The 24,336-nt window shown below is 54.8% G+C and carries 19 protein-coding genes; 13 read left to right on the top strand and 6 right to left on the bottom strand.

Annotated features, from left to right (window positions below):
• The first annotated feature begins 17 nt into the window (after positions 1 to 17).
• The 3 genes from HBA55_RS09890 to HBA55_RS09880 are packed head-to-tail and all read left to right on the top strand — an operon-like array spanning position 18 to position 4,753.
• Entirely contained in the window at positions 18 to 2,012 is a 1,995-nt protein-coding gene (locus tag HBA55_RS09890) for a TonB-dependent receptor plug domain-containing protein (RefSeq protein ID WP_166989990.1), read from the top strand.
• A gap of 14 nt (positions 2,013 to 2,026) precedes the next feature.
• Complete coding sequence (locus tag HBA55_RS09885; RefSeq protein WP_166989988.1) at positions 2,027 to 2,659, top strand: YfiR family protein; 633 nt, start codon at positions 2,027 to 2,029, stop codon at positions 2,657 to 2,659.
• Between the two features lie 6 nt (positions 2,660 to 2,665).
• Positions 2,666 to 4,753 carry an EAL domain-containing protein gene (locus tag HBA55_RS09880; protein WP_166989986.1) on the top strand — a complete coding sequence of 696 codons (2,088 nt, stop codon included), beginning with the start codon at positions 2,666 to 2,668 and terminating at the stop codon, positions 4,751 to 4,753.
• On the opposite strand, the gene HBA55_RS09875 is transcribed toward HBA55_RS09880, so the two are convergent.
• Complete coding sequence (locus tag HBA55_RS09875) at positions 4,750 to 5,595, bottom strand: response regulator transcription factor (RefSeq protein WP_166989984.1); 846 nt, start codon at positions 5,593 to 5,595, stop codon at positions 4,750 to 4,752. The genes HBA55_RS09880 and HBA55_RS09875 overlap by 4 nt on opposite strands.
• A 232-nt stretch (positions 5,596 to 5,827) precedes the next feature.
• Here HBA55_RS09875 and HBA55_RS09870 point away from each other — a divergent pair, with 232 nt between their 5' ends.
• Genes HBA55_RS09870 through HBA55_RS09860 form a run of 3 tightly spaced genes read left to right on the top strand, consistent with a single transcriptional unit; the run spans position 5,828 to position 9,093 of the window.
• Positions 5,828 to 7,177, top strand: a complete 1,350-nt coding sequence (locus HBA55_RS09870; protein ID WP_166989982.1) for a pyridoxal phosphate-dependent decarboxylase family protein — start codon at positions 5,828 to 5,830, stop codon at positions 7,175 to 7,177.
• Positions 7,178 to 7,186: 9 nt separating this feature from the next.
• A complete protein-coding gene (locus tag HBA55_RS09865) occupies positions 7,187 to 7,984 on the top strand; it encodes an SDR family NAD(P)-dependent oxidoreductase (RefSeq protein ID WP_166989980.1) in 798 nt (265 codons plus the stop codon).
• 32 nt (positions 7,985 to 8,016) lie between these two features.
• Positions 8,017 to 9,093, top strand: a complete 1,077-nt coding sequence (locus tag HBA55_RS09860) for an arginase family protein (protein ID WP_166989978.1) — start codon at positions 8,017 to 8,019, stop codon at positions 9,091 to 9,093.
• A gap of 61 nt (positions 9,094 to 9,154) precedes the next feature.
• On the opposite strand, the gene HBA55_RS09855 is transcribed toward HBA55_RS09860, so the two are convergent.
• The 3 genes from HBA55_RS09855 to HBA55_RS09845 are packed head-to-tail and all read right to left on the bottom strand — an operon-like array spanning position 9,155 to position 12,011.
• Positions 9,155 to 10,273, bottom strand: coding sequence for an Ldh family oxidoreductase (locus tag HBA55_RS09855; protein WP_240945991.1), 1,119 nt, complete (start codon positions 10,271 to 10,273; stop codon positions 9,155 to 9,157).
• Positions 10,273 to 10,809 carry an SRPBCC family protein gene (locus HBA55_RS09850; protein WP_166989974.1) on the bottom strand — a complete coding sequence of 179 codons (537 nt, stop codon included), beginning with the start codon at positions 10,807 to 10,809 and terminating at the stop codon, positions 10,273 to 10,275. Before HBA55_RS09850 ends, HBA55_RS09855 begins: the two co-directional genes overlap by 1 nt.
• Positions 10,810 to 10,835: 26 nt before the next feature.
• Positions 10,836 to 12,011: an MFS transporter gene (locus HBA55_RS09845; protein ID WP_166989972.1), complete on the bottom strand. Its 1,176-nt coding sequence runs from the start codon at positions 12,009 to 12,011 to the stop codon at positions 10,836 to 10,838.
• Positions 12,012 to 12,191: 180 nt separating this feature from the next.
• On the opposite strand from HBA55_RS09845, the gene HBA55_RS09840 reads away from it, so the two are divergent.
• From HBA55_RS09840 to HBA55_RS09825, 4 genes are all read left to right on the top strand, one after another.
• Positions 12,192 to 14,501 (top strand): TonB-dependent receptor, encoded by a 2,310-nt coding sequence (locus HBA55_RS09840; protein ID WP_166989970.1) that lies wholly within the window; start codon positions 12,192 to 12,194, stop codon positions 14,499 to 14,501.
• A gap of 162 nt (positions 14,502 to 14,663) precedes the next feature.
• Positions 14,664 to 15,017, top strand: coding sequence for a hypothetical protein (locus tag HBA55_RS09835; protein WP_166989969.1), 354 nt, complete (start codon positions 14,664 to 14,666; stop codon positions 15,015 to 15,017).
• Positions 15,018 to 15,192: 175 nt separating this feature from the next.
• On the top strand, positions 15,193 to 15,960 hold the full coding sequence (locus HBA55_RS09830) for an SDR family NAD(P)-dependent oxidoreductase (RefSeq protein WP_166989966.1): 768 nt from the start codon (positions 15,193 to 15,195) through the stop codon (positions 15,958 to 15,960).
• A 182-nt stretch (positions 15,961 to 16,142) separates the two neighbouring features.
• Positions 16,143 to 16,529: a DUF3391 domain-containing protein gene (locus HBA55_RS09825; RefSeq protein WP_166989964.1), complete on the top strand. Its 387-nt coding sequence runs from the start codon at positions 16,143 to 16,145 to the stop codon at positions 16,527 to 16,529.
• Positions 16,530 to 16,977: 448 nt separating this feature from the next.
• On the opposite strand, the gene HBA55_RS09820 is transcribed toward HBA55_RS09825, so the two are convergent.
• The gene (locus tag HBA55_RS09820; protein WP_166989962.1) at positions 16,978 to 18,804 is read right to left on the bottom strand and encodes a DUF885 domain-containing protein; all 1,827 of its coding nucleotides are present in this window, start codon (positions 18,802 to 18,804) and stop codon (positions 16,978 to 16,980) included.
• Positions 18,805 to 19,135: 331 nt separating this feature from the next.
• Between HBA55_RS09820 and HBA55_RS09815 the strand changes: the two genes are divergently transcribed.
• Positions 19,136 to 20,464, top strand: coding sequence for a spinster family MFS transporter (locus HBA55_RS09815; protein ID WP_166989960.1), 1,329 nt, complete (start codon positions 19,136 to 19,138; stop codon positions 20,462 to 20,464).
• Here HBA55_RS09815 and HBA55_RS09810 read toward each other — a convergent pair.
• Positions 20,454 to 21,353: a LysR substrate-binding domain-containing protein gene (locus tag HBA55_RS09810; RefSeq protein WP_166989958.1), complete on the bottom strand. Its 900-nt coding sequence runs from the start codon at positions 21,351 to 21,353 to the stop codon at positions 20,454 to 20,456. The genes HBA55_RS09815 and HBA55_RS09810 overlap by 11 nt on opposite strands.
• Positions 21,354 to 21,465: 112 nt before the next feature.
• On the opposite strand from HBA55_RS09810, the gene HBA55_RS09805 reads away from it, so the two are divergent.
• Both HBA55_RS09805 and HBA55_RS09800 read left to right on the top strand, forming a co-directional pair.
• Complete coding sequence (locus HBA55_RS09805) at positions 21,466 to 22,818, top strand: aminotransferase (RefSeq protein WP_166989956.1); 1,353 nt, start codon at positions 21,466 to 21,468, stop codon at positions 22,816 to 22,818.
• 17 nt (positions 22,819 to 22,835) lie between these two features.
• Positions 22,836 to 24,293 (top strand): NAD-dependent succinate-semialdehyde dehydrogenase, encoded by a 1,458-nt coding sequence (locus HBA55_RS09800; RefSeq protein WP_166989954.1) that lies wholly within the window; start codon positions 22,836 to 22,838, stop codon positions 24,291 to 24,293.
• Positions 24,294 to 24,336: the final 43 nt, after the last annotated feature.

The raw sequence follows: 24,336 nt of genomic DNA, 5'->3' as shown, positions 1-24,336 counted from the left end.
GACAGGTATAAAAGCACATGAGATTGATTTCCAAGTTCGGATCAATGCCCTTGAGAATGGCAGTGGCCGTCCTGCCCGCAATTCCCGCCCTGGCTCAGGAAGGAGCCCGCGACGCCTTGGCTGATATGTCCCTGCAAGACCTGATGGGCATGGACGTATTTGTGTCAGCCACCCTGATGCCGACACCGATCTCAAAGGCGCCTGGCACCGTATACAGCTTCACTCGGGACGACTTTGCTCGTTACGGGGTACGTCGCCTCGATGACTTGCTGCAATTTGTACCTGGCATGCAAGTGAACCAGTATCGCAAGCGCCATAACTCGCTCTGGGCACGTGGTGTGCTTGATCGCTACAACGACAAAATGATCCTGATGGTGGATGGCGTTCGACGTCAGCACCTGTACTACGGCCACTTTTCTCTAGGGGACAATTTCCCGCTGGAGAGGATTGAGCGTGTCGAGGTCATTCTCGGACCCGCCTCCAGTCTGTACGGCGCCAACGCTTTTGCCGGCGTTATCTCGGTCACAACCAGGGACTTCAGCGATCAGCCAAAGCTGGAAATCAGTATGGAGGCCGGCAATAACGAGCGCATCAAAACCACAGGACTCTACAACAGCCGGCGTGTGCAGATTTTCGGCAGCTATTTGGATCAGGAAGCGCCTTTCGACGAAGACCGCAAGAGCTTTATCGGCCGGGATGTCCTCCAACCTCTGGACGAAGATTACACAACCTTGCAGGTCAAGGCGCGACCCCTGCCGGGGCTGACACTTTCACTGGACTACAGTGAAAGCGAGGCGCCGTTCCTGTTTATCCCCTCCGACCAGGATGCATTCATCGAAGAAGAGTCGCTGTTTTTGTCAGCTGATTACAAAGCCGGTGATTTGCAGTCCGGGCGCTTGGAGGCGAATCTGTTTTACCACCAGGACGATGCCCGCGAGTATGAGGTGGAGCAGCAAACAAGGCGTCTGGGCTACGAGGAGTTTCAGGATGCCACTATGGCGGGCATTACCCTGACGGGCTTTCGGGCGATCAACACCCACACCCTGGCGGCTGGCTTCAGTTGGCGCCGTGAGGAGGCAGAGGATACCGAGTTTGAGCGCTGGTTCCACTTCCGTGATGGCTTTCTCGACCCCACCGTGTCGGGTGATCTTCTGTCAATTCCGGGTATCAGCAATGATGAGTATGCCCTGTTTGCCCAGGACGTCTGGGATATCGACGAGAATCTGCAGCTGACACTCAGTGGCCGCTACGACGACTTTGAGCAGTTCGACGACTACTTTAACTACCGTGCTGCGCTGGTTTACACCCACAATACGCATCATGTGTGGAAGCTGATGCACGGCACGGCCATTCGCACTCCCGGCCTGAGGGAATACCTGAAGGTGCTGGAGGGTACGGATTTTATGCCGCCGACCCCGGATGCCGAGAGCATAGAATCAACCGAGCTGGCCTATGTCTACCAGGGGCAAAAACATAACTTCAGTGTGACGTTGTACGACAATCACTTCGAAGATTTTATCAGCGAGGCACCAACGCCGGACGGCGAGGATGAGTTCTTTACCAATTCCACTGGCAAACTGAAACTGCATGGTGCGGAGGTGCTGCTCGATCTCAATCCCAGCGACAACCTCAATGTGCGCTTTGCGCTATCGCATGTGGATTCCGACCTGGATCGTTCCGAATTGGATGAGCTGCCCTATGTCGCCTCCTGGAGCAGCAGCTTCAATGTGAATTACCGCTGGAACAGCGATCACCGCGTAGGCTTTTCTCTGGTTCACAACAGCCCCAGAGGCGACACCAACAGCCATGCGGATGACGCCGCCGATGACTTTGTGATCGGCAGTTTCTTTGCCAGTGGCAAACTGTTAACCAATCTCGACTACAGCTTGGGTGTCGATAATCTGTTTGATCGCGACGTGCAGGATCCGGCCGCGGACTTCGGTGGTCAGTACAATACTGAAAAAAGCGTCCGCCAGGTGTGGGTGCGACTGACCTGGAAGCCAGTTCTCTGATGAGGCGCTGGAGGTTGTCTCGACCAGTAGGAGCAAAGCCAGTCCGGCACTGGCAGCTATTACTGGCGGTGTTGTTCAGCATCTGTGCTCAGGTCAGCTACGCGGATACACAAAGCGACAAACTGCGCCACGTCAAAGCGGCTTTTGTGCTTAATATCGCCAAATTTGTTTCCTGGCCGGCGGAGGTCTACCAGGCGCGCCCCGAGCAATTGCTGATGTGCCATTATCAGGGGGATTTTCTAGGCAAAGGTTTCGAGACTATTCGCGAGCGCAAGGTCGGTGGTCGTCAACTGTTATCGCAACCACGCCAGAGTCTGGTCGATAGCAGTGAATGCGATATTCTGCTGGTGCCGGAAGAACAATTGCCGGCACTGAGCGAAGAGGCGGCCCTGGGCTTTGATCAACCGGTATTGACGATCGTCGATCTGACCTCCCGTGAGGCAGAGGGTATTGCGCATCCAGGTATTCTGTTGGCCCTGGTTCGGGACGGTGCCCGCATTGGGTTTGAAGTCAACCTGAGCGCTGTTAACCGCACCGGCCTACAGCTCAGTTCTCAGTTGCTTAAATTGGCCAACATTGTGCGTGATGCCAACACCGCCATCGAATCCGTGTCGCCAGAGAGTGGCGACGATGACAACCACAGGTGAGTGGCGGTGAAGATTCTGGGCAGCAACTCGATCCGAAAAACACTACAGATGGTACTGTTGATTACCAGCAGTGCGGCGCTGACTCTCACCACACTGGGTTTTGCGGTCAACGACTGGATCAGCTCACGCCATCAGATGATGGAACGCATGCGCTCACAGGCCGCCATTATCGGCAATAACTCGGTGGCGGCGTTGACTTTCGAAGATCAGGATTCTGCCGCACGCACGCTTGCCAGCCTGCACAGTGAAACAGAAATCGTTGCCGCCTGGATTCTGACTGGCGACGGCGGCATTTTTGCCAGTTATCATCGCGGTCGTTATCCGGTGTCATTTAATCTCCCTGACAATCAATCCGGCTCGATAGATGGCCGCCTGTATGTGCAGATGCCGATTGAACTGGATGCGGAGCGGGTCGGAACAATTGTACTGTTGTCGGACCACACGCAGTGGCAGGAGCAGCAGTGGTTTCGAGCTGGAATCGTACTGGCCTTGTTCATCATGTCGCTGTTGGTGGCGGCATTGGTGTCGAGTCGATTGCAAAGACTCGTTACCGACCCGGTATTGAAACTCGCGCAGACGGCCAGACGCATTACCCAAAATCAGGACTACAGCCTGCGGGCTGACAAGCTATCCCGGGACGAAATCGGTCGCCTTGCCGACGACTTTAATGAAATGGTCAACCAGGTTCAGATGCGTGACAACGAACTCAAGCGCGCCCAGGAACAGCTGGAAGAAAAAGTGGCCGAGCGCACCGCGGAACTGGAGGAGCTGGCCAATCGATTTGAGCACCAGGCCTATCACGACTCTTTGACCGGACTTGCCAATCGCATCACCTTTGACCACCGATTGCAGGAATCCATTGATCTGGCCAAGCGTCAGAACAATCATCTATCGGTCCTGTTTTTGGATCTGGATCGCTTCAAAGTGATCAATGACACCCTGGGGCATGCGCTGGGTGACAAACTGTTGATCGAAGTGGCCAGTCGGCTGGAGGAGTGCCTGCGCAGCAGCGATACACTGGCGCGTTTGGGGGGCGACGAATTCGCCATTCTACTGTCTGATATCGAACCGGGGGCTACCGGCGATGTGGCGGCCAAGGTAACAGAAAGTATCGTTATGCCCATGTTGATCGATGGCCATCAGTTGCATCTCAGTACCAGTATTGGTATCAGTGTGTTCCCCGGTGATGGCCAAGATGCCGCGACACTGTTGAAGAACGCTGATACCGCGATGTACCGCTCAAAAGACAAGGGCCGTAACTGTTTTACATTTTTCGAGTCCAATATGAACTCCCGCGTGGAGAGAAGGCTGGTGCTGGAAAACAAATTGCGTCGGGCCATTAAAGACTCGCTGTTCTTTTTGTATTATCAGCCCAAACGAGATTGCGAAACCCTGGAAATTACCGGTGTAGAGGCACTGGTTCGCTGGCGCGACTCGCAGGAGGGTTGGATTTCTCCGGGTGAATTTATTCCATTGGCTGAAGAGTGCGGTCTGATTCACGCCATTGACCAGTGCGTATTGGAAACCGCCTGTCGGGAGATCCGGCAGCTGCAGCGGGACTGCAATTTGCCCTTGCACCTCTCCGTCAACTTCTCACCCTCACACTTTATTCATCACGATGCCGCACAGCAAGTGGCCAAAACCCTGCAGTCCACCGGCTATCCCGGTCAGTATCTGGAGTTGGAAATTACAGAAAGTCTGTTAGGCCCCGACGCGGGAGATGTCCACCGGCAGCTGCGGGCCATTCGCGATCAGGGCGTGGAAATCTCGATCGATGACTTCGGTACCGCATACTCTTCATTGAGCCGTCTCAAACAGTTGCCACTGAATACGCTTAAGATCGACCAGTCGTTTGTGCGTGATCTGGGGCAGGATGCGGACGATGAAATTCTGGTACGCACCATTATCACACTGGCGCACAACCTGGGTCTTAAAGTGGTGGCGGAAGGCGTGGAAACCCGCGAACAGTACGAGTTTGTAAAACACCACCACTGCGATATGGTGCAGGGTTTTCTCTATGGTCGCCCCATGCCGATTGAAGAGCTTCGTGAGCTTTTGGTGGAGCGGCACGACGCTCAGGGCAGGGCCAGTTAGCGGGTTGGGCCGGCGCTGGTTCGTTCTCCGCTGAAGTAGTAACTCAGCGGATCTTCGTCACTGCCCAGAGGCAACAGGGCAATGGCTTCCAGAAACAACGAAAACAGTTCCGCCTGAGACGATATTTCCAGCTTGGCGTGGAAGCGCTTGCGGTGCACTTTAACGGTGTCCTCACTGATTTCCAGTAATCGCGCGATGGATTTGCTGGAATGCCCCTTTAGAATTAACTGAATCACTTCACACTCGCGGGCACTGAGAAAGTCTTTACCAAAATTGTAAAACGCACGATCCAGCGGCGCACCGATTAACTTCTGCGCCTCTCCGGTAATAGCCAGCAATTCTTCGTGTTTAATCGCCAGTGCCGCCAGCATGGAAAAAATGGATTGTAGCCGACGGATGTTGCCGATACCCACCTTGCCCTGCAAACGATTGGCCATATCAACCAACAGGTAGCGGTGCTCGTCGAGCTTGCAGAAAACGCCGGTTTCATCCTTGATGCCCTGAGGTTCGTAGTAAGTCTTGTAGATTTCGCTTTTGAAAAAATGGTCTGGAGAGATGTCCTGCAACCGGTAAATGCCGCTGGGAGCCCGGTTTTCAAACAGGGTGAAATAGGGGTCGAGTATATATTCCGCCGGCAAATTGCGTCGGTAACTGCTGGAGTAGTCGCTGGGCAGGTCGTCGAACACCACCACCGGACACTGACCCTCGGTGTATATGATTACCACCGAGCTCTCGTAACCCGCTACCTGCTCACACACTCGCGCCAACCGAGCGTAAAAAGCCTCTTCGCCCAGCGCTTCAATCGCCTCCGCCAGCAGCGGTTGCCAGTGTTCCAGTGCCATAGTTCTCTCCTTCTTATTGACTATAGCCTATAGATCCCATCCGCTGGGGCTGTACCCACTACGGGTACTGGGCGGCGGTGCCCCGCCGTGGTCTGATAACACCTGATGCAACCTATTGATGTCGCCTTCAGAGCGGGCTGCTACGAACCCACATTACCCTGTAGCAGCGGGCTCTGACCGCGAACGAAGTATGATTCAACTAAACTCCTTAATAGAGCTTCAGGAGCCCAAGATGTCGACTCCCAAACCGCAACAGACCAGAGCCAAACTCTACCAATTGCCTCCACAGGGCAGCAACTACGATACCGTAATGGGCAGGGTACGCGAGCTGCGCAATGCCATGACGGAGGGGCAGAGAGGCAAGCTGGCCAGTACCACCTTTCAGGGGCAGGAGGAAATGCAGCGGGTTCTGCACGATGCTTTTGGGGAGTTTATGGATTGGAACGGTCTGTTTACCTTTCAGGAGGCGCCGGCCGCGCGCCTGGAAAACGACGTTATTGATATCTGTGTAGACATTATGAATGGGGGTGAGCAGGGGCGTGGCAATCTCACCAGTGGCGGCACCGAGTCGAACTTCAACGCCCTGCATGCGATGCGCAAGTGGGCACGGGAGGCTAAACCCCATATTACTGAGCCCGAAATCGTGGCTCCTTATTCCACCCACTCCACGGTTCACAAGACCGCCAAATATCTGGACCTCAAGGTGGTAACGGTACCCCAGCTGGCAGACCTGTCGGCGGATGTGGAAGGCCTTGCCAAGGCGATCGGTCCCAATACCATTGGCATTGTGGGTTCGGCGCCCAACTGGCCCTATGGCACGGTTGACCCCATCGAGGCCTTTGGTCAACTCGCGTTGAAGCACGACTTGTGGCTGCATGTTGATGCCTGCGTGGGTGGGTATATTCTGCCCTTTTTTCGAGAGCTTGGCGTCCAGGTGCCCGCCTATGACTTCAGTGTCGAAGGCGTAAATTCCATCTCGGCAGATTTGCACAAATACGGATACGCGCCCAAGCCCTGCTCTTCCGTTCTATGGCGCAGCCAACGGGAACAGGGTTACCACTATATGCCGATAACGGAATGGGCCTGCGGTCTCTACCTGTCTCAAGGCTTTGTCGGCAGCCGTACGCTCGGGCCGGTGGCGGGAATCTGGGCGCTGATGCACTACTGGGGTAAACAGGGGTATCTGGATAACGCACGTCGCATACTCCATGTCAAAAACGCCATTATTGATCAATGCCAACGCATTGAAGGGTTGACGACCTGGCCAACCGATGGTCCGTTGCTGATGATTGCGGCGGACGGATTCAACATCGAATTAGTCGTCGGTGGCATGGAAGAACGGGGATGGCGATTGCTTGGGGTGAATAACCCTCCGGCGATTCACCTGACGCTGGATGTGATGGAAGAAGACTATTTACAGAAGTTTTTGGTGGATCTTAAGGAAGTGGTGGATCAAATTCGCTGTGGAGAGCTGAACAGCGAAGGTCTCTTGTCCTATGGAGGCGTGGGAGCCGTGGAAACTGCCCCCAAGTGGTTGCTCAGCGCCGTCGAGATTTTCGAACAACAATCGCCAGAAAAGTGAGGTAGGATCATGGCACAGCTGCAAGGGCAGGTAGCCGTCGTCACCGGCGCCGGGCATCCCAGAGGAATTGGTTACGCGATAGCGGCCAGTCTGGCCCGCCAGGGCGCCGATGTGGCCATCACCGATTTGCCATCGTCGGCGGATCTTTTTGAAAGTGCCAAATCCATCGAAAACCTGGGCGTCGGCAGTCTGGCGCTACCGTGTGATGTGACTGATTCCGCACAGGTACAGGAGACGATGGCGAGAGTGGTTGAGCGCTTTGGTCGCATCGATGTTTTGGTTAACAACGCCGGGGTTGGCGTCGGTTCAGCGGATTTTCTGGAACTGACCGACAATGACTGGGAACTGTCCCTCGGTGTGAATCTTCGAGGCGTGGTCAACGGTTGTCGTTCTGTGATACCGACAATGCAGGCTCAGGGTGGCGGTCGCATTATCAATATTGCCTCATTGGCCGGGTTAGGAGCAATCGAGGCAATACCGGCCTGTTATACCGCCTCCAAGTTCGCTGTGATTGGGCTGACCAAACAGCTGGCGAGCAACTATGCACGGGACAAAATCCTCTGTAATGCGGTGTGTCCGGGTTCGATAGTGACACAGATGCACGAACAGACACTGGAGCTGATTGCCGAGCAGGAGGGCATCAGCCTCGAACAGGCGCAACAGCGCGAGGATGCGCATATTCCCATGGGCTATTCCGCACAACCGGCTCAAGTGGCGGATGCCGTAAGTTACCTGGCCGGACCGTCCGCCAGCTATATCACTGGTATCACGCTGCCGGTGGCTGGTGGCATGTCGCCGGGCCTGTAAACACGAATTATCTTCAAGAGGTAAGGTTCTCAATGGCCAAAGTATCTCCACAACGACTCGAATCCTATCGCCAATTGGATGCAGCGGCGTTTGAGTTTAAGAATACACAAGTACAATCGTTTTTCGCACGAGCCCAGGCGCAAGGTTACAACCTGGATCCCGAGGCGTTTCATCAACATCAGGGTTTTTTCCAGGCTCCACATGTGCAGGACCCCACCGGTGCGGATATCGCCGTCTTCGGTTGCCCCTGCGATCTCGGAGCCATAGGCTTGGGCGGGACCCGACATGGCCCCAGAGCCGTGCGGGAACGCTCGCGCTTTTTTGGCCCCTATAACGATGCCACCGGGCAGATCCCCTTTGAGCAATGCCAGATCGTGGACTTTGGCGATGTGGAGTGGTCATCTGCGCAGTTAAACGTGCGGGTCGAACAGGACATTTACCAGCACGCCAAAAGAGCGGCCGAGGCAGGCGCCTACACCTTGTCCTGTGGCGGTGAACACACCTCTTCCTACGGTGTGCTCAAAGCGCTGTCGGAAGTGCATGACGACAGCTTCAGTCTGATCCATATTGATGCCCACAGCGATACCATGGCCAGCTGGGGCGGCGATGCCGTTAACGACGGCTCGGTGTTTCGCCAGGCGGTGTTACAGGGTTTTGTTGATCCGGAGCGAACCGTGCAAATCGGTATTCGTGGCCGTTCCGATTTCCTCTGGGAGTTCGCCCACGACACCGGTATGAAGGTCATCTCCGCAGATGAAGTGTTCGAAAAAGGCGTCGCTTGGGTGATGGACTGTGTGCGTGAGCGGGTGGGTGCGGAAAAGACGTATTTTTCATTTGATGTGGATGGCCTCGACAGCAGCTATATGATGGGCACCACCGGTCCGGAGCCCTTTGGCTTGACGCCGAGGCAGGTGCGGGATATCATCCTCGCCAGTCGCGAGTTTGATGTTATCGGTGCGGATATGGTGGAGCTGAACCCCAATCGGGACTCGAATCAGATGGCGTCGCATCTGGCGACGGGGCTGTTCTTTGAATTGCTCTGTTTATTGGCCGATTGCCGCCTGAAGTCTGTCGGCAGGGCTAACCCAACACGGTGGCTCAAGATTTAAAAACAACTGTTTCTTATCACCTAATAGGCGAGATCTCTTATTGGGATCTCGCTTTTTGTGTTTAACGCTTTGAAAATTCCTCTCTCAGCTTTTGTTCACTTAGACCATAGCGCCCGGCAATATTCTCAAAAAACGGCTGCCAGTGATTCTCCAGCACTTCAACCTGAGTACTGTCTTGTTGTAAGTTCCGGTAGCCACCCTCGCCTGGTACGCGGACATGATGGCCGGGGCGTGGATTTACCTTCTTGATCGCAGCCACAAAGTCGTCCGCACGCTCAGTGACTTTGTTCAAGGGACCGAAGTGGGACGGATCAATGCAGAGAAAGTAGCTGCCTCCCACGCTGGGCATGGTGCCGGCTTCCACATCTTCAATGGTGGGCATCTGCGCTGCGGTTACGCCAATGGGGTTGAGCACCGAGGTCATGCCCTCGTTCCACAGATTCAGCGCGTAGGTGCGGGGTGATTCAATCTGGCCGCCGCAGGTGTAATCCATGACCCGCCCATAGCCTTCCAGCGGGCGGGCATAGTCAGTGGGATCGTCTGTCAGTTTGCCACTGGCGGGATCAATCAGCCATCGGCCTTTCATCTTTTCCCGGTGTAACATGGCTTCAGCGATGTCGGCGTCATAAAACTCCGCAAACTTAACGCTGGTCCACAGGGGTGGCTGTTCGCCCGAGGGGATAATGGCATCAAACGGCGGGCAGGACAGCAGATTGCTCATGCCTCCATAAGGGGCCGCCAGGGGCACGGAATTGTTGGAGGTCATGGCCGCCATGCCCTCTTGATGGGCGAGCCAGGCGTAGGCGGCAAACGAGCCCGCATCGTTGTGATTGCCGCCGTAGCATATACTGATGGCGTGTTCTTTGGCTTTTTTGATAGCGGTGCGAGCCATCTTCATTAAGGTCCAGTAGCCACTTGATTGTTTGCCGTCAAAGACTGCCCAGCTGGGACCTTCGTCGATCAGCTCCGGTTCCGCGGTGATGTCCAGCACGCCGGCCTGCAGGGCGATATCAATCGCTTCGTACACGCCCAGGCCCTGATTGAGTTTACCTTGCCGGTGAGCAAAGCCGATGGCATAGGCAACGGTGTCTGCGTGTTCGGCGCTGGCGCCGGCGGCCATCCATACCCGTTTAATGGCGAATTCCAAAAAGCCGATATCTTCAGTGCGTGTCTCACTCATCATTTTATCCCGGGTGTCAAAATAGTTGTGTCAAAAAAGTTGCGGCAACGAACACTTGTACCGCCAATCAGAGGTGCCAGGCGTTGCAAGCTGGCCTCGTTAATGGCGGGCAGCATCACGGGCAGGATTTTCTGAAAGTGTTCGCCGTCAATCTGATTGCAGTACACCCGCCAGCTCATTGTGCCGCGTTGGTTGCCGTGATCGACGACTTCAATCTGGGAAACATAATCGCGAATCGGAAAGTCATCGCCTTGTGCCAGGTAAACGTAGCGGTGCGGAGGATCCCAGTGCAGTACTTCCTCATAGACGTCACCAAAAAAGGTAAATACGACGTTGAAGGTTTGTTCTTCGCCTGCTTTGCGTGGGTGCATATTGACTTCTCGGGCCAGCAGATACCAATGGGGAATTTGCTCTGGATCACCCAGTGTTTCAAAAACCTGCCACGGTGTTTTGCCTTCGTACTCAATGATTCCCTCCATGCGTAACGGTGCCTGGGTGAAGGGGGTCATATCAAATTCAGAGGATTGGTGGGGCATGGTGATTCCTGTCGTTGTTGGAAACGTTATTGGAGATCATTTTTTTGCAAACTGAGCAGTAACAGGGTTCCCGCTGTAAGGGTTACTGCCACCAGCGCCAAGGCACCGGGCAAGCCTGCAAACGTTTTACAGAGCGCAAACAGGTAGGGACCCAGTGCAGCTCCAAGTGCCAGAGAAAAAGGCATTAACGCGGTATAGGCCCCCCCTTTATCGGCGTCTGCTACAGCGGCAAAGAAATAGCCAATGCCAAAGTAGTAGGCCAGGGGCAGTAGTGCCACCATCAGGCCAAAGCGGACTAATGTGATGTCTGATATCAATAAGCCGAGCGACAACAGACAACCGACGAGCGCGATCAGTAACGGCAGAGTGCGCCCCCATCGCTCACCCAACAACGCGGCGCACAGCGGGCCCAGTGCCGAGGTCATCAGGCCCAGGGCCAGCAATTGCCCAACCACAGCGGTATCAAGTTGACCGCTGTCACCAATACGTTCCAGAAACGCCCAGAGCCCGGCGAAACCCAGGAAGTAAAGGTTAAGGGCGAGCAGTGCCAGCAGCACGGGTGTGTGCTTTACGGTGGTGCTCTGGCATGTATTCAGGGCTTGTGGCCTCGCGGGAATCCATTGGCTTAACCCCAGACAAACCAACATCAAGCCACACAGTAGAAGTAAAAAGGGAAATATCGACAGCTGTTCCGCAAACAGACTCGCCACCACCACAATCAATATGCCGGGCACCAGTTGCTCGGGAATTAACTTGATCGCGTAATCACGTTCGGTCTCCTGTCGTTGGGCAATCACGCTAAAGCTGATGGGCGTGACAATTGCCGCCCCCATCGCAGAGACAGACAGACCGGCGATGGCACCGGTGTAGTGTCTGAACAGCAGGCAGGTCACTAATCCCGCTAACATCAGTAGCAATCCCAGAGTGCTCATAACACGCCAGGAGCTGCGCTGAATCCAGAATACGGAGCTTAATGCCACCAGGGAATATAAACCGAAGTATATAGAACCGAGCGTGCCGGTCTGCAAATCGCTGAGTCCATAACTTTGCGCAAACCCACCGAGAACCAAAGGTAAAGTGGAAAACACCAGAACGCCGGCGACACCATTGCTGCAGGCGGCCACCAATGCCCGGTTTGACTGGATGCCTGTGGTTGAGACTGATAAAGGCCTTTCTGCGTGTGGTGCGACATCGGTAGTCATAGGCTGGCTCGACCAAAGTGAGTTGGGGCTATAGTAACTATTAGCACGGGAATCGCATTAACAACATCGGGGTACATGCCCGGTGGGCGTTTACCCGTTGTGGGTATTTCGATGAGCGGGGTCTAGTGGGATAACTATAGACACCGACATTCATAACAAGATGCCCGAGAGGAGAAGTCCATGACCCGTCAAAACCTGCAAGCCCTCAGTTCCTTGTCAGCACTCGCCCTTGCTATAGGCATGAGTACACCCGTTTACAGCCTTGACCAGGGCTGGATGATCGAGGAGGTAGTCGTTACCGCGCAGAAGCGAGAGCAGTCTCTGAACGATGTCAGTGTTGCAGTCAACGCGGCTTCCGCTGAGGATATCAAGACGCTGCGAATGTCTTCTCCCAACGACATTGCGGCGATTGCCCCCAATGTTGATTTCAAGAGCACCCTGGGTGGTGCCAATCCGGCCATTACCATTCGCGGCATTGGTCTCAATGACTTCAATGTTAACAATAACCCTTCGGTAGGCGTGTATGTGGATGAGGTGTTTGTCACCTCGCCGGCGATGATGAACTTCACCATGTTCGATATCGATCGTGTTGAGGTGTTAAAGGGCCCTCAGGGTACTCTCTACGGCCGCAACTCCAACGGCGGTGCGATCAATATCATTGCCGCACAGCCCACTTCGGAAATGCAAGCTTATGTAACGGCAGGTGTAGGGGATTACCAGATGCGCGAGGTGGAGGGGGCATTGGGAGGCGCGCTTTCCGAATCAGTGAGTGGTCGTATCAGCTTTCGCTACGACGATCGTGAGGGTTATCACGATAACGTTGTGACCGGCGGTGATCTTGGCTTCAACCAGACCCAGGCCGTTCGGGCTCAACTGGCTTATGACAATGGCGAGAGTTTTACCGCGTCTATCGGCTACACCCATGGCGAGCAGGAATTCGGCACAATTCCTTTTGCCAACTTCGGGGTGATTAACCCTGCCGATGGAAGCCTCTGCGGCAACTCTGCAATTCTCGCCAATCGGTGTGTGAATGATCAAGGCTGGCAGCGCCCCAGTGACGATCCACTCAGGCACTGGCTTAATGCAGAAGAAGAATCGCTGTTTAACGACAATCAGGTCGACAGTGACATGGCCGTGGTCAAGTTGAACTGGGATCTTGGAGACTACAGTCTTACCTCTGTTACGGGTTGGAGCCGACTGGACCGGGACTGGGCGGAAGGGGCTTCAGACCACGACCCTCAGGCCCAGACCAATATAACTTTGGATGGACGCAGCACGGGCATTGTTTCGGCGATTACCAAGGATGAACGTATTGAGCAGTTCAGTCAGGAGTTGCGCATGAGCTACGCCGCAGATGGCTACAGCTGGATGCTGGGTGTTTTCTTTAGCGAGGACGATGTCGACACCGACAATTATGCCGATTTCAAAAATCTGCCTCTCATTGGCTTTGATGCTCGTTGGGCTTATCAGCAGGAAACGCGGTCTGGAGCTCTGTTTGCCAGTGGCGAAATTGAACTGTCAGATACGCTCACGTTGAATCTGGGGCTGCGTTATTCTGAAGAGGAGCGCGACTTTGAGGGTGCCACCTACGCTTACTTTGACGCCCTGGCTGTGGATGTTGTCGACTTGTTTTTTGTCGGCGCCCTGACTCCGGCCGCGACACTGGCGGAGGCTACCATCGCCACCAGCCAATGGTCGACGCAGGATTCGATTGACGAAGAGCAGCTTTCGGGCCGTGTGGGGCTCGACTATCGCCCCAACAATGATCTACTGATCTACGGCTATGTGGCCAACGGATTCAAGAGCGGTGGATTTGTCGGTGATTTTGTTTTTGATCAGATCGCCTATGAGCCCTACGACAGTGAGGAAGTGGTGGCCTGGGAGGCCGGTTTTAAATCCACGCTGCTCGATAGCACTATGCAGCTAAATGGTGCGGTGTTCTACTACGACTATCAAGACATGCAGACTCTGGTTCCCGTGGATACTCCCGCCGGTACGGTGTTCCCCCTGGCCAATGCCGATCAGGCGAGTGTCGCCGGGTTGGAGTTGGAACTGCAGTGGTTGCCTCTACAGGGATTGGAGCTGCGTGCGGGATTGGGTTATCTGGATCACGAGCTGGATGATGAGGGCCTGGGGAATCATATTCCCAGCACGGCAGATCTGCAGCTGACCGGATTGGTCCGCTATGAGTTTGATGTGGCGGAGGGGGTTATTCTGGCACTGCAGTCAGATTTTAAATACACCGATAGCAAGTATATCGAGGCCTTTAACATGGATCTGTTGGAAACGGATGCCTATACCACTGTCAATGCCCGGGCAGCGCTCAGTGATGAGGCAGGTAAATGGGAGCTGGCGCTGTGGGGCAAAAATCTGGGCGACGAGCAATACCATGGCTTTGGGTTTGATCTCGGTACCTTTAACGGCACTGCGGGATACATGTTTGAGGCTCCCAGGACCTACGGTATGTCTCTGACCTTTCACTATCACTAAATCACCTCTGGGTTGGCACGGGACTTCTCTCTCGCGCATAAGCAAATATTTTGTGACCCAGTCCGCAACGTGAAGACAAAGCTAAGGCGCTCGCTGTGAAGCGAGCGTAGACTGGCCTCCACTACAAATAACTTCGCTGTTGCGGCGATTGAGAGGAGACCCGTGACTGGTTACGACCAGCGTGATCTATTGTCTGTGCTACAGGACTCGGAGGGTGAAACCGCCGATTTTACTGTCTTTGAGCGGCATGGTTATGATACTTCCCTGATCGTGTTTCTGGCGGCCTATATTGACCTTATTCGCCAGGACCTGATTGCGACACCCAATGGCGAAATGGGTTATGAGATCGGCCCTGACGGCCGGGTCTGTTGGAAATCAGTGCCTCTCACGATCACGCCCAAAGGGCAGGAACTGCTCCGTGGTACCATACGGGTCACCAAACCTATTGGACCGGAAGCCATGAGTTTTGGCCAATTCCGTAAAGTTCTAAAAGCGCTACACGTTTCAGGCTCCTAGGCAGCCCGTCTTCCCGACCTTTGTTGTCCCCCTCCCGGCCGGTCTTGCGCCGGGTCTCAAACGGAATTCTCCTGCTAATAGCGGCGTTAAGCTCTATTACCCGTTCTGGGTAACTCACATTGATGGAAGTTCTGCCACACTTTGCTGACGGTATTGCAGCGAAGAGGTATTGGGCATGTCTGATTTTTTTAACTTAAAAGGTCAGGTGGCGGTGGTGACCGGCGGTGGTTCGGGTATCGGTCTTAAGACGGTGGAGCGGTTTATTGCGGCAGGTGCCCGGGTAGTGATGGCGGATCGCGACCATTGCAGTGAGAAGGCGAGCGCGCTGGGTGCTACCTTCGCGGCGTGTGACGTCAGTAAGGAATCGGATGTTGAACAGTTGCTGGAGGCGACGCTGCGAGAGTACGGTCGGCTGGACATTCTGGTCAATAACGCTGGGGTGTTTGGGGCTTATCAGAAGTTGGATGAGATCACGACGGACGTGTTTGAGCGTTGTTATCGGGTGAATTTGTTGGGGGTTGCCCATGGTATTAAGCATGCGGCCAAACGGATGCAACCTGGCGGGCGGATTGTGAATACGGCTTCGGCGGCGGGTTTGACGGGGGCGGTATCGCTGGGGGCTTATGTGGCGTCCAAGCATGCGGTGGTGGGGTTGAGCAAGACGGCGGCGGTTGAGTTGGGGGCCCAGGGTATTCGGGTAAATTGTGTGTGTCCAACCACGGTGAATACGCCCATGGCCCATGAGCAGGGCGGGGATTTTATGATTGCCGGTGAGCGGTTGTTGGTACCGCTGGGGCGTATTTGCGAAGCGGAGGAGGTGGCTGCGGCCATTCACTTTCTGGCCAGTGAGGAGTGTGGGTTTGTGAATGGTCAGGCTTTGTTGCTGGATGGGGGGATGGGGTGTGGTATGACCGAGATTGGTTTTTCTGAGTTGATTAGTTGAGGCTGCTGCCGGTTTGGGTGCCTCATTAGTGTGATTGGCGTCACGTTTTTGGGGGTTGGATTATGAGAGCAGACTGCTTGAAGGGCTTTTTTCTGTAGAGAGAGGTGCTTCACAGTTTGGCGCGTAAATTTCCCTTAGTATAAGAATCACAAGAAACAGCCGATAACCATGGTGTGATGACAATGTCTACTTCAGCAACAAAACGTTATTCAGTGCAAGACTTGAGTATTGGGATGTTTGTGTCCGGGTATGATGTGCCTGTCTATCAGACCCCATTCCCGCTTGAAGGATTCTATATCCGGACCAAGGAAGAAGTAATCGAGCTGTCCAAGCATTGCAATTTTGTGATGGTCAATATTGCCAAGAGTAAAGCGGTTCAGAGTATTCATCGCTCCATGCAGTTTGAGATCGAGGATATTCCGAAGGCACTGACCGATCCCAAGGGCTATCGGACCGAGAGGCTCTTGCAGCCGGTGAAGCCGGTTCCCAAGCGCAGAAAAGGGCGGGTGACCCGCTTGATGTTTCTGCTTTCAGTCTGCCTGCTGATGTGGCAATTCTTGAAGGTCTAGCCTCACTATTTGAACTTTGTTTTCAACAACCGTTAAGCAGGATCGGATAGGCTGGAAAGTGCCATAACCGGTCTTAGAAATTCGCAGGATTGGTACTCTGACGGCGTTGTTTATGCGTAGGGCGGATTAGGCGCTTGCGCCGTAATCCGCCGGTTCTGCCGGAGATGTTCGTTGGCTGCGGCCCGGTTTTTAACACCCTTGAATGTGCCTGCAACAGGTGATTTATACACGGCCGCCGCCAATTTAAACCTTCGGCGGATCGGTGGATTACGAAGCGCAAAGCGCTTCTAATCCACCCTACGTCGTGCGGCCGTTGCGGACATCATCGAAGGCCCATGGTGCCCTGAACCAGGATTATGAACTTCCGGTTATGGCACTTCGCCGCCACAGTCTGAACCAAAAAAACAGCTTTCAATCTTTCCGGATCCGCCGACATCATTTAACTGTTTCAATCAGTGTTTTTCACCCACAAGCTCACTTGTTCTTCGAGTACGTCCAGCGGCAGCGGGCCGTTTTTCAACACTAAATCGTGAAACTGGCGGATATCAAACTTGTCGCCGAGTTGCGCACGTGCATTTTCCCGCAGTTCCAGAATTTTCAGCATGCCGATTTTGTAGGCCGTCGCCTGGGACGGCATGACGATATAACGCTCAATGGCTTTGACAACGTCGCCCTGGGGATTGGGAGTGTTTTTAGCCAGGTAGTCAATGGCTTGTTCTCGGGTCCAGCGTTTGTGGTGAATTCCGGTGTCCACTACCAGTCGGCAGGCGCGCCAGAGTTCCATGGCCAGGCGGCCGAAGTCGGAGTAGGGGTCTTGGTAGAATCCCATTTCTTTGGGCACATATTCTGAGTAGAGTCCCCAGCCTTCGGTATAGGCCGTGTAGCCACCGAAGCGGCGGAATTTGGGAATGCCTTGCAGTTCCTGGGAGATCGCCAGCTGCATATGATGGCCGGGGATGCCTTCGTGGTAGGCCAGCGCTTCCATTTGATAAGTGGGCATGTCGCTCATGCGGTATAGGTTGGCGTAGTACATACCGGGGCGGGAGCCGTCAGGAGCAGGTCTCTGGTAAAAGGCTTTGCCGGCGGATTTTTCCCGGAAGGGTTCGACGGCTTTAACAATCAGGTCGGCTTTGGGTTTGGTGATAAACATGGCGTCGAGTTGCAATTTCATGGTGTCGATCAACGCCGTGGCTTCCGTCAGGTATTCTTCTTTGCCAATGTCGGATTCCGGTTTGTAAAAGCGTTTGTCGGTGCGCATAAATTCGAAGAAGGCTTGCAGGTCGCCCTTGAAGTTTACCGCTTTCATGATGTCACGCATTTGGCCGTGAATGCGCTCGACTTCTTCCAGTCCAATGGTGTGAATTTGTGCGGCACTCAGGGTTGTTGTTGTGGTGCGTTGCAACGCGTTTTTGTAGAAGGCATCACCTGCGGGCAATTTCCAGGCACCGTCGCGGGTGTCCGCCCGCTGTTGCAGAGCTTCAATCGCGTTGATTAATTTTTTATAGGCGGGGCCCACTTGTTTCAAGAGCGCGTCGGAGGTGGTGAGTACCAAGTGTTTTTTGTGTTCTGAGGGGATATCCAATTTGGCCACTTTGCTGGCAAAGTCTGCCAGTAGAGTGCTGTCGACGCCGTCATCAAAAGGAGCCCCACTGATGATGTTGCGCGAATCTCTGATAACGTGGGGGAAGACAAATGCCGGGGCAATAATGCCCTTGTCGGCGCGTAGATTGAGTCCGTCAATCAGCTGGTCAAAGTAGGCGGGCACGGCTTGCAGGCGTGCGATGTAGTCTTCGGCATCCTTAATGTCGTGAATCTGGTGTTGGTTGATCAGCAGTGAGGGTACCAGCGAGTGCACGCCGCGCATCTGGTTGACCGGGTAGGTGTGGTGGCGCCACTGGTAGTCGGCAATTCCGTTTTCCAGATTCTGTAAGAAAAGATGGTAACTGAGTTGGGTCTGCTCGTCGAATTGAGAGGTGTCGAGGTTTCTAATCAGCTTCAGATGTCTCAAGCGCATGGCCTGATGACGCTCTTTACCGGTTTCGCTGATGTCGTCCCACTTATCCTGATCGGTTTTGATCCCGAGAAAGGTCTGGTAAACCGGGCTCAGCATCACCTCTTCCATAAACAGCTCGTCGAACAGCTGGTTGGCATGCTCAGACGGGCTCAGCGCTTGCGCTGCAGTGGCAGGCTCCTGGGTTGCAATGCTGGTGTTGAGACTGCAGCCGGTTCCGGTTAGCAGTAGGCAGCTGAAAAGGACGGACCTAAGGAAGGGCATAGTTCACTCTCTATGGTGGTGTCTGTGTGTCGATTTTATCTATCGGGCGTCATTTAATAGCAGGACGAGCTTGAGGACAAATCCCTCACCTCCAATTCATGGGAATGGTCCTCGTCACAATTCTGGTGGATTTCAAAAGTTGGCGCTCTAGGCGACGTTCACCCTGCGCAAGGCGCCATTTGGCAGCGATAAAGTAGAATCAGGCAGTCTGATTTTCAGTGAAAGGCGCTAAATTGGTCACTTTTAATTATAGGGGTAATTACCTATACTGGAGCACCTTGTGTCCCTGTGCAGAGCACAAGAACGTCCTCCTCAAAAACAGGCTGTGACCATGAACTATAACAACAAACACTACCGTTACTATGTCCTGGGTCTGTTGACCATTGGCTATGTGTTCAGTTTTATCGATCGCCAGATTCTGGCGATTCTTCAAGAACCCATCAAGCTGGAATTGGGATTGAGTGACTCTCAGTTGGGGCTGATCAGCGGTTTCTCCTTCGCTCTGTTTTATGTGGTGTTGGGATTGCCTATCGCCCGTTGGGCGGATAAGGGCAGTCGGCGTGGTATTGTGGCCCTGGCAGTTGGGGTCTGGAGCCTGATGACAGTGTTCTGTGGCATGGCTCAGAACTTCTGGCAGATGCTGTTAGCCCGTATAGGTGTGGCCGCCGGTGAGGCCGGTGGCAGCCCGCCATCCCACTCCCTGATCTCCGATATCTTTGCCCCCGAGAAGCGGGCCACGGCACTGGGTGTCTACTCTATCGGGGTCAATGTGGGCATTCTATTCGGCTTTTTAGCCGGCGGTTGGCTCAATCATCTCTACGGCTGGCGCATGACCTTTTTTATTGTCGGTGTGCCCGGTATCGCACTGGCATTGCTGATGCGCTATACCATTCGTGAGCCGGAGCGCGGTTTTTCCGAGGGGCGCAGCGGTGACAGTTTCGTTACTGACAAGGCGGCTCCGCCAATGATGGCGGTGGTCAGGCATCTGATCTCGATGCCCTCTTTTCGCCATCTGGCGGTGGGCAGTGGTCTGGCCGCCTTTGCGGGCTATGCCGCAGCCAACTGGATGCCTTCGTTCCTGATGCGATCCTATCAATTGGATTCGGCGGATATCGGCACCTGGCTGGCTCTGTTTGCAGGCCTGGGCGGGGCTATAGGCACCTTTAGCGGCAGCTGGCTGGCAGATCGATTGTCGGTGCGAGATATTCGTTGGTATGCGTGGACACCGGCGGTGGCTCTGGCGCTGGCAACGCCCCTGGTGTTCCTGACCTTCTGGGCGGGCTCGTTTGAAGCCACCATGGCCGCTCATCTGTTCCCGGCCTGTGTGACGACCTTATACCTGGCACCGGTGATTGCGGTGACGCACCGGCTGGTGGAAAACCGCATGCGGGCGCTGGCTTCCGCGATCTTGTTCCTGGTCTTGAATATTATCGGCCTTGGGCTGGGGCCTTTGATGGTGGGCATGCTCAGTGATGCGTTGTCGGCGTCTCTGGGGGTGGAATCCCTGCGTCAGTCCCTCCTGATCCTCGGTACCCTGGCGACCTGCTGGTCGGCGCTGCATTTCTTCCTGGGCGCCCGTCACCTCAAGTCGGATCTGGCCCGCGCCGCAGTCGCCGCTGAAGAACGCCAGGCGCAAGCCCAGCGTTACGCTAACGCGTAACGCCCATCCGCTCCAGTTGCGCGTGCAGGTATTCTACGAACAGTTGCGCGCGCAATGACAGCGGGCCTGCATCCGTCAGTAGGAAATACTCTTCTCCCGCCGGTAGTGTGGCCTCATGCAGGGCCACCAGCTGGCCGTTGTGCAGCTCCTTGTGCATTTCGATGCGATCCACCAGGGCAATGCCGTACCCCGCTTTTACGGCAGCCAGCACCAGGAAGGATTCTTCCAGCGTCAATTGCCGATAGGTCGGCGTCTCTTCCATTCCCGCGCCCTTGAACCAGCGGGGCCAGTTGTTGTGGCGGTCACATAATAGCGGGTACTGCAGGAGGTCTTGTGGCCCCCGAATACGATGTCCGGGTTTGAGCAGTTTGGGGTTGCAAACAGGAAAATAGTGCTCTCGAAACAGTGGTTCTATCCGTCGTTTCCCCGGGTCCGGTGGCCCGAAGCATACGGCAACGTCTATCTGGCTGTCGATCTGTTTGGTGCGGGGGGCAATGTTGATCAGCTGTACGTTGATTTCCGGGTACTGCTGGGCGAAATCTCCCACGATAGGCAGCAACCAGGCTGAGGATACCGAGGGGGTGGCGGCGATCGTCAGGTCACCGTGAATCGAATCCGGATCCAGGTAGAGCGCACCGGTCGTGAGCAGATCCAGAGCCTGCTCCACCGAATGCTGCAGGCGTTGGCCTGCGTGGGTCAGGGCCAGGCGATTGTGGCTGCGGTCAAACAAGGCGGTGCCCAGCAGCTCCTCGAGCTGTTTTACCTGACGGCTCAAGGCTCCGTGGGTGACCCCCAGCTCCTCAGCCGCCCGGCGCATATGGCAGTGGCGAGCGGCGGCCTCAAAGGCGCGCATGGCGTTGAGAGGCAGGTTTCGGCGATTGAATTTCATACTCTGGTTACCTTTAGTCACCAATTTGGTAAAAATATATCGATTGTGGTGATCTGGTCAATAGGTAGACTAGATGCATAGAACAACAGTTGGAACATCGAGGAAACGCACCATGACTCACGTGATCTACCCCACCACCAATCTCAAGGCCACCGAGCAGCTGGTTATTGACCGCGGCGAAGGCGCTTATGTTTATGACGACCAGGGTAAACGCTATCTGGAGGGCCTGGCAGGTCTGTGGTGTACGTCGCTGGGTTATGGCAACCAGGAGCTGATCGATACGGTTCAGGAGCAGCTGTCACGCCTTTCCTATAGCCATATGTTTGGTGGCAAGACGCACCCGCAGGGCATGGCGCTGGCCGATAAGCTGGCGGAGATGGTGCCGATGGACGATGCCCATGTGTTCTTCGGCAATTCCGGCTCCGACGCCAACGATACCCACATCAAGATGCTGCGTTACTACTTTAACGCCATCGGCAAACCCGAGAAGCGCAAGATCATTACCCGAGAGCGCGCTTATCATGGCGTGACCGTTGCCGCCGGTTGTCTGACCAGCCTACCCGTGAATGTGAATCACTTTGACGCGCCGTTGGATGCGGTGGGTATTTTGCGTACCGACCATCCCCATTACTTTAGCGGTCGCCAGGGCAACGAATCGGAAGCTGAGTTCGTTAACCGCATCACCAACAATCTGGAAGAGTTGATTCTGCGCGAAGGGCCGGAAACCATCGCCGCGTTTATCTGCGAGCCGGTAACCGGTGCCAGCGGTGTGATTGTTCCACCGGCCGGGTACTACGAGAAAGTACAGGCGATCCTGAACAAGTACGACATTCTTTTTTGGGCGGACGAAGTGATTACTGGCTTTGGCCGCCTGGGAGCTGACTTCGGCTCCAACGCCATGGGTATCCAGAAGCCGGACATGATGAGTTTTGCCAAGCAGTTGTCGTCGGCTTATTACCCTATCAGTGCTTCGGTGATTCGCAGCGATATGCACGCGGCGATTGCAGAGCAGAGTGCCAAGGCCGGTGTCTTTGGTCACGGTTATACCTACTCCGGGCACCCGGTGGCTTGTGCGGTGGCTTTGAAGACTCTGGAAATTTACGAGCGCGATAATCTGTTTGCACACGCTGCCACTTTGGGTGATTACCTGCAAAACAAGTTGGCACAGTTTAAGGACCACGCACTGGTGGGAGAAGTGCGCGGTAAAGGCATGATTGGTGCGATTGAAATGTCTGCCAACAAGGCCACCGGTGAGGCTTTTGCTGACGGTTCGGTGGGCGCTTATGCCATCGCTCGCTGTCAGGAGCACGGTTTGATTCTGCGTGCCGTTGCCGGCAACAGCCTGGCGGTGTGTCCTCCGCTGATTATTGATGAAAGCCACGTCGACGAAATTTGCGATATCGTCGGTCGCGTGCTGGATGAGACGCTGGAGTTTGCCCAGGGCAACAATCTGCTGAAGGGATAATTTTAAAGGATATGAACATGCTGAATCTTAATCGCCCCGAGTTACTGGCTGCCGGCTCTTATATCAACGGGCAGTGGTTGAATGACGCTACCGCCAGTTTTGATGTGCAAAACCCCGCATCAGGTGCCACGATTGCCACCTTGGCAAGTTCAGGTATTGAAGAGACTCGTGTTGCTATTGATGCGGCCGAGGCGGCGTTGCCCGCATGGCGAGCGAAAAGCGCCAAGGAGCGCAGTAATATTCTGCGCAACTGGTTTAACCTGATTATGGAAAATCAGGAAGACTTGGCCCGAATTCTGACGGCTGAACAGGGCAAAGCCTTGGCGGAAGCGCGTGGCGAAATCGCTTACGGAGCCAGTTATATTGAGTGGTTTGCAGAGCAGGCCAAACGTATTGATGGAGATATTATTCCAGCGCCTTCCGGCGACAAGCGTCTGTTGGTGATCAAGCAGCCGGTGGGTGTGGTGGCTTCCATTACGCCGTGGAATTTTCCCTGCGCAATGATTACCCGTAAAGCGGCCCCAGCCCTGGCGGCGGGTTGTACATTTGTTGGCAAGCCCGCCACTGAGACGCCCTTGTCGGCACTGGCGTTGTGTGTGTTGGCTGAGGAGGCGGGCATTCCGGCGGGTGTGTTCAATATGGTGGTGGGTCAGAGCTCTCGTACCATCGGTGGTGAGATGACCAGCAACCCGAAGGTGAAGAAGTTGACCTTTACCGGCTCCACACCCGTCGGCAAGGTGTTGATGGAGCAGTGTGTCGGCACTTTGAAGAAGACGTCCATGGAGTTGGGTGGTAACGCGCCGTTTATTGTGTTTGATGACGCGGATCTGGATGCCGCGGTGCAGGGTGCGCTGGCGTCGAAGTATCGCAATTCCGGCCAGACCTGTGTTTGCTCGAATCGTATTTTGGTTCAGAGCGGTGTTTACGATGCATTCGTCGAAAAGCTGCGCGAAGCGGTGTCCGGATTTAATCTGGGTGATGGTGCGGAAGACGGCGTTACCCACGGCCCGCTGGTAAATGCCAAAGCCGCTAATGACGTACATGCATTGGTGGAAGATGCTCTGGAGAAAGGTGCCAATGCGGTTGTCGGCGGGCAGCGTTCTGAGTTGGGGGCGTGTTTCTACGAGCCTACGATTCTGACGGGCGCTACTGAGGATATGCGTGTGTTTCGTGAGGAGATTTTTGGTCCTGTGGCGCCGGTGTTCCGTTTTGAAACGGAGGAGCAGGCTCTGGCGATGGCGAATGATACTGAATTCGGGTTGGCGGCGTATTTTTATACCCGTGATCTGGGCCGTATTTTCCGTATGGGCGAGGGGCTGGAGTACGGTATGGTCGGTATTAATGAGGGGATTATCTCTAATGAGATGGCGCCCTTTGGGGGTGTGAAGGAGTCCGGCAGTGGGCGTGAGGGTTCCAAATACGGAATCGATGATTATGTTGAGATTAAGTATATGTGTTTGGGGGGGCTGGCTTAATTTAGCCGTTTTTTCCTGATCACTTGAGTCTCTGAGACTGGAA

The organism is Pseudomaricurvus alkylphenolicus (assembly GCF_011683955.1).
In the GTDB taxonomy this organism is placed as follows: domain Bacteria; phylum Pseudomonadota; class Gammaproteobacteria; order Pseudomonadales; family Cellvibrionaceae; genus Pseudomaricurvus; species Pseudomaricurvus alkylphenolicus.
The sequence above is the reverse complement of the archived record's forward strand: the minus strand, read 5'-3'. Positions and strand labels throughout refer to the sequence as shown.